This window comes from Sphingopyxis sp. (genome assembly GCF_025869345.1).
Lineage (GTDB): Bacteria > Pseudomonadota > Alphaproteobacteria > Sphingomonadales > Sphingomonadaceae > Sphingopyxis.
Window position 1 is genome coordinate 1 of sequence record NZ_JAOZVW010000116.1, and the last position, 5,637, is coordinate 5,637.

Genomic DNA, 5,637 nt, shown 5'->3' on the forward strand with positions numbered 1-5,637 from the left:
GGCCATGCCGAGCGAAGTCGAGGCAGCAACGGCGCCGCTTCTCGCTCCGCTCGAAGAAGCCCCTCGGCTTCGCTCGGCGAATCGGAGGTGATTTTTCGGGGTCGACGTCATGCGTGGTCGATGACCAGGCCGTCGATTTCGTTCGCGACATCCTCGAAGCTGTCGGTGACGCGTTCGAGGTGGCGGAACAATTCGCGGGCGATCAGGAAGCGCATCGTGTCCGACGAGCCATATTCCTTGAACAGGCGCTTGAGCCCCGCCGCGTGGATTTCGTCGGCATGGCCCTCCATCCGCACCAGCCGCTCGGTCAGCTCGTGCAGCCGCGCGCCGTTCGCCGAAATGTTGCGGAGCAGCGGCAGCGCCTCGACCGTCAGCCGCGCGGCATCGACGATCAGGCCGGCGATGTCGCGCATCTCGGGCTCGAACCGGGTGACGTCGTAAAGGTCGACCGCGCCCGCGGTCTTCTGCATCTCGTCGATCGCATCGTCCATCGCCGCGATCAGGTCGGTGATCGCGCTGCGGTCGAACGGGGTCAGGAAGGTGCGGCGCACCGTCTGGAGCACTTCGCGGGTGATCGCGTCGGCGTCATGCTCGCGCTCGACGATCTCCTGGATATGGTCGGCGATCCCCTCGCCCTCCTGCATCATCCGCGCCAGCGCCTCGGCCCCCGCCGACAGCGTCGCCGCATGCGCCTCGAACATGTCGAAGAAATTGCCCTGCTTGGGAAGCAGGCGCTGGAACCAGGCAAACATGCGATTGACCCCCGTTTTCTGGGCAACATTATAGACGACGCCCGATCGCCGCGCCGCGGCGCGGAACCCCCCGTCGCCGAACGAACGGATCATCGCCTGAAGATCGGCCTCGTCGACCGAATCCGCCGCCTGATCGAGCGTGAACCAGCGCCGCTCGCGCTCGTCCATTTCCTTCCATTCGTCGAGTTCGCGCGTCACCGCGAGCGGAAAAACCTCGACATTATACATGATCGCCGCGCCGTTCGCGCGGCGCTTGCGATATTCATAGCTGCCGATCGAGGTCGGGCAGACCGCGCCGATCACCCCGGCCTCTTCCTCGGCCTCCACTGCGGCGGAGGCATGGCGATCGAGGCCGTTCAGCGGATTACCCTTCGGAATCACCCAGCGCCCCGTGCCGCGCGAGGTGACGAGCAAAATCTCGGTCGGCCCGTCCTTGTCGGGACCGCCGAATCGATAGGGAAGGACCGCAATCTGCCGCATTCGTCTGGTCTGGTTCGTTCCGTTGCCGCCCCGTCAGGCGGTCTTGATTGCAAATGAATGACATCGCCATGACGGATATGTGACAGCGAAAAAAGCCCATAGCCGCAGCGGCACTTTCCGTAAACGTCAATTCGATTGCAAAATGCAACGCGGTGCGTAAGCTGCACCCTAAAGACAGACGGGAGACGAAATCATGGCAGGCACGGCGAGCCCTGTGGACCAGGACGTCCTGATCGTTGGCGCGGGCCTTTCGGGCATCGGCATGGCGGCGCATCTTCAGATGAATTGCCCCGACCGCAGCTTCGCTCTGGCCGAGCGGCGCGCCAATCTCGGCGGCACCTGGGATCTGTTCCGCTATCCCGGCATCCGCTCGGACAGCGACATGCACACGCTGGGTTTCGTCTTCGAACCGTGGAAGCATGAAAAGTCGATCGCCGACGGCCCCGCGATCCTCGACTATCTGCACCGCATCGTCGACGAGCGCGGCATTCGCGACAAGATCCGCTTCAACGCCAAGGTGATCGGCGCCGACTGGGACAGCGCGGCGGCGCGCTGGACGGTGACGATGGAGGACGACAAGGGCGCGGTGACGACGACGACCGCGCGCTGGCTCTATCTCGGCTCGGGCTATTATGATTATGACGAGCCGTTCGACGCCCAGTTCGCGGGGCGCGAGGATTTCCAGGGTCAGATCATCCATCCGCAATTCTGGCCCAAGGACCTCGATTACGCGGGCAAGAAGGTCGTCGTGATCGGATCGGGCGCCACCGCCGTGACGATCGTCCCCTCGATGACCGAAAAGGGCGACGGCAAGGGCGCGGCGCATGTCACCATGCTCCAGCGCACCCCGACCTGGTATTTCATCCGCCCGGCGAAGGATGCTTTTGCGAACACGCTGCGCAAATTCCTGCCGGAGAAGCTCGCCTACAAGATCACGCGCTTCAAGAACGTCCGGCTGCAGGACATCGCCTTCCGCAGGGCGCGCGAGAAGCCCGAGAAGGTCAAGGAATTTCTGACCAAAAAGCTGAAAGACAGTCTCGGCGACCGCTACGATGCCCAAGCGTTCACGCCGCCCTACAACCCCTGGGAGCAGCGGCTCTGCCTCGTCCCCGACGCGGATTTCTTCGAGGCGATGAAGGCCGACAAGGCGTCGGTCGTCACCGACCATATCGAGCGTTTCGACAAGACGGGCATTCAGCTCAAGTCCGGCAAGCATCTCGACGCCGACATCATCATCACCGCCACCGGCCTGAAACTCGCGGTCGCGGGCAAGATTCCGGTGCGCGTCGATGGCGAGGCGGTCGCGTGGAACGAGCATTATTATTACAAGGCGTGCATGTTCTCGAACGTCCCGAATTTCTCGGTGGTGTTCGGTTATCTGAACGCGAGCTGGACGCTGCGCGCCGACATCGTCTCCGAATATGTCTGCCGCGTGCTCAATCATATGCAGCAGACCGGCACCGACGTCGCGACCCCGGTGCTCGCCGATCCGGACAGCCTGACCGAGGAGAATATCTTCGACTTCTCGTCGGGCTATATTCAGCGCGCGCTGCACATCATGCCGAAGAACGCCGACAAGCTGCCATGGCGGCTCAGCCAGACTTATGTGCAGGACCGCATCGACATGCGGACCGGCGAGATCGCCGACGGCGTGCTGACCTTCACCAAGGCGGGCGATGCGAAAGCAGCGCCGGCTCCGGCGGAACTGGAAGCGGCGGAGTAAAGCCTACGCACGTCATTGCGAGCGCAGCGAAGCAATCCAGAGCGGTTTACGCCTGCTCTGGATTGCTTCGCTGCGCTCGCAATGACGAGGTGAGCAATTGTCGAGGGTTGCTCCCCTAACCCGCATGCTCGGGCTTGCCCTTGGTCGAGCCCTTGGCGAAATCCTCGAGCTGCTTTTCGGACATGCTGTCGACCATCTGTTTCGACGCGCCCTTGAGCTTCGATTTCGGGGTGTCGCCGCGCTTGGCGCTGAGCGCGGCGCCGGCGGCTTTCTGCTGGGCTTTGGATTTGGCCGGCATGGCTTTACTCCTCAGTTGATCGGCAGGAAATCGCGCTGATATTCGGGCTTCAGCGCGTTCACCAACGCGGCCGACATCGGCAGGTTGATCTTGTAGCTGCCCTCGGCATAGGGGCCGATTTCATAGGGTCCGATCGCGATCGTCAGGCGATCGAGATAGCGCCCGTCCGACGAGCCGAGCCAGATCGTCTGCGCCGACGGCACCGGGCAGTCCGCAAAGGGCGTGCCGGGCTCGCGCGACCAGGTGACGCCGCGCGCCGCCTTCGCGCGCTCGATACCGGCGCACAGATCGTCCTTCGCGGCGTTGTCGAAGGCGGCGGGGCTGGTGAAGAGGTCGAGCGGCTTGAGCCGGGTCGCATGGTTGCGGTCCCAGATCAGCGTGTCGAACCCCTGCATCCCGTGCGCGCCGCCCATATAGGTTCCGATCTCGCTCGACAGGCTGAGGAAGCGCGGGGTCGAGGTGATGCGCTTCCAGCTCTGCAAATGGCTGTGCGCATGATAGGGAAAACCCTCCTTCTCCGCCGCCGCCCGGTCGCGCCGCGCCTCGGCGACCAGCGCGTCGCGCTTCACCGCGCGATCATTGTCGAGCCATTTGGCGAGCGCCGGAATGCGCGCCGCCTCGACCGGATAGGAATAGGAAAATTCGACGAGATCGTTGGCCTCGCGCACGTTCGACGCCGTCGCCTGCCGCGCCGCAACATCGTCGGCGCCGCCCGGCGGCGCGCCGGGAACCGCGGCGGCCGCGGCCTTTTCCGCCGGGGTTTGCGTTTTCTCCGAACAGGCGGTCATCAGGGGAAGGCTCGTCAGAAGGAGCGCGGCGATCGGGTGGCGGAATGTCGTCGTCATGCTCCAACAACGCCGGGAATCGACAAAGTTTCCCCACCGGCCTAGCACGACGCCATGACCGACTATTCCGACCTGATCCAGCCCGACAAGGGACAGGATGCCCGCGCGATCCATGTCGTCGACAAGACGAGCTACGACGAATGGCTGAAAGGCCGCAACGCGCGCGAGCGCGCGCACCTCGCCGCGGTGGGGTTCAAGCCCGACGCCTTCGTCCACGCGATCCTGCCCGGCGACGATCCCGAACGCTGGGCGGTGGTGACCACGGTGGCAAAGGCTGACGCGCTGTCGGCCTGGTGCCTCGCCAAGCTCGCGCAGATCCTGCCCGAGGGCCGCTACCGGCTCGAAGGACAGCAGCCGGGCAAGGCGCTGTTCGGCTGGCTGAGCGCACAATATCGCTTCGACGCCTATAAATCGAACCCGCCCGTCAAGGGTCCGCGCGTGTTGCTGACCGCCGACGTCGGTGCGATCGCGCCGACGGTCGCGGAGATGCGCGGGGTCGCGCTCGTCCGCGACCTCGTCAACACGCCCGCCGCCGACATGGGGCCCGCGGCGATCGAGAAGGCGGCCGAGCGCATCGCCAAGGCGCACGGCGGCACGCTGACCGTCACCAGGGGCGAAGCGCTCGAACAGGGTTATCCGATGATCCATGCGGTCGGCCGCGCCGCGGCGAAGCATCACGCGCCGCGGCTGATCGAGATCGTCTGGGGCAAGGAGGATCACCCGCGCGTCGCGCTGGTCGGCAAGGGGATCAGCTTCGACAGCGGCGGACTCGACATCAAGCCCGCGGCCGGGATGCGGCTGATGAAGAAGGATATGGGCGGCGCCGCGCACGTCCTCGCGCTCGCCGAACTGGTGATGGCGAGCGGATTGCCGGTGCGGCTCCATTGCCTCGTCGCGGCAGCCGAAAACGCCATCTCCTCGGACGCCTTCCGCCCCGGCGACGTGCTCAAAAGCCGCAAGGGGCTGACGGTCGAGATCGGCAATACCGATGCCGAGGGCCGGCTCGTGCTCGGCGACGCGCTCGCGAAGGCGGGCGAGGACAAGCCCGAACTGATCGTCGATTTCGCCACGCTGACCGGCGCCGCGCGCGTCGCGCTCGGCCCCGACCTGCCCGCGCTCTATGCCAATGACGACGCGCTCGCCGACGATCTGCTGCGCGGCGGCACCGATCGCGACGATCCGCTGTGGCGGATGCCGCTGTGGGACGGCTATGCCGACCTGCTCGAAACCGACATCGCCGACCTCGGCAATGCGGGCAGTTCGGCCTTCGCGGGATCGATCACCGCGGCGCTGTTCCTCAAACGCTTCATCCCCGAGGATGCCGCCTGGGCGCATTTCGACACCTTCGCCTGGCGCCCTTCGGCCAGGCCCGGCCGGCCGAAGGGCGGCGCAGCGCTCGGCCTGCGCGCCGCCTGGGCGATGCTGCAGGCGCGCTACGACCGCCGCGGCAAGGGCGGGAGTGATCCAGCTTGAAGGATAGAATGGATCTTACCTTCGCCGTCACCCCGGACTTGATCCGGGGTCCCGCTCAGCAACGTC

At 65.5% G+C, this 5,637-nt stretch carries 5 protein-coding genes; 2 read left to right on the forward strand and 3 right to left on the reverse strand.

Features of this window, described 5'->3' with window-relative positions:
* Window positions 1-107: 107 nt before the first annotated feature.
* Window positions 108-1,232, reverse strand: a complete 1,125-nt coding sequence (locus tag OJI97_RS11855; RefSeq protein ID WP_297663730.1) for a DUF47 family protein — start codon at window positions 1,230-1,232, stop codon at window positions 108-110.
* 193 nt (window positions 1,233-1,425) lie between these two features.
* Here OJI97_RS11855 and OJI97_RS11860 point away from each other — a divergent pair, with 193 nt between their 5' ends.
* Window positions 1,426-2,955 (forward strand): NAD(P)/FAD-dependent oxidoreductase, encoded by a 1,530-nt coding sequence (locus OJI97_RS11860; RefSeq protein ID WP_297663731.1) that lies wholly within the window; start codon window positions 1,426-1,428, stop codon window positions 2,953-2,955.
* Between the two features lie 115 nt (window positions 2,956-3,070).
* Here OJI97_RS11860 and OJI97_RS11865 read toward each other — a convergent pair whose 3' ends face one another.
* Both OJI97_RS11865 and OJI97_RS11870 read right to left on the reverse strand, forming a co-directional pair.
* Window positions 3,071-3,253 carry a DUF3008 family protein gene (locus OJI97_RS11865; RefSeq protein ID WP_297663732.1) on the reverse strand — a complete coding sequence of 61 codons (183 nt, stop codon included), beginning with the start codon at window positions 3,251-3,253 and terminating at the stop codon, window positions 3,071-3,073.
* 11 nt (window positions 3,254-3,264) lie between these two features.
* Window positions 3,265-4,098: a DUF3298 and DUF4163 domain-containing protein gene (locus tag OJI97_RS11870; protein WP_297663734.1), complete on the reverse strand. Its 834-nt coding sequence runs from the start codon at window positions 4,096-4,098 to the stop codon at window positions 3,265-3,267.
* Between the two features lie 54 nt (window positions 4,099-4,152).
* Between OJI97_RS11870 and OJI97_RS11875 the strand changes: the two genes are divergently transcribed.
* Window positions 4,153-5,571, forward strand: coding sequence for a M17 family metallopeptidase (locus OJI97_RS11875; RefSeq protein WP_297663735.1), 1,419 nt, complete (start codon window positions 4,153-4,155; stop codon window positions 5,569-5,571).
* Window positions 5,572-5,637: the final 66 nt, after the last annotated feature.

Coding starts and splice junctions, on each gene's coding strand:
- OJI97_RS11865 (WP_297663732.1), bottom strand. CDS start 3,253: ATGCCGGCCAAATCCAAAGCCCAGCAGAAAGCCGCCGGCGCCGCGCTC.
- OJI97_RS11875 (WP_297663735.1), top strand. CDS start 4,153: ATGACCGACTATTCCGACCTGATCCAGCCCGACAAGGGACAGGATGCC.
- OJI97_RS11870 (WP_297663734.1), bottom strand. CDS start 4,098: ATGACGACGACATTCCGCCACCCGATCGCCGCGCTCCTTCTGACGAGC.
- OJI97_RS11860 (WP_297663731.1), top strand. CDS start 1,426: ATGGCAGGCACGGCGAGCCCTGTGGACCAGGACGTCCTGATCGTTGGC.
- OJI97_RS11855 (WP_297663730.1), bottom strand. CDS start 1,232: ATGCGGCAGATTGCGGTCCTTCCCTATCGATTCGGCGGTCCCGACAAG.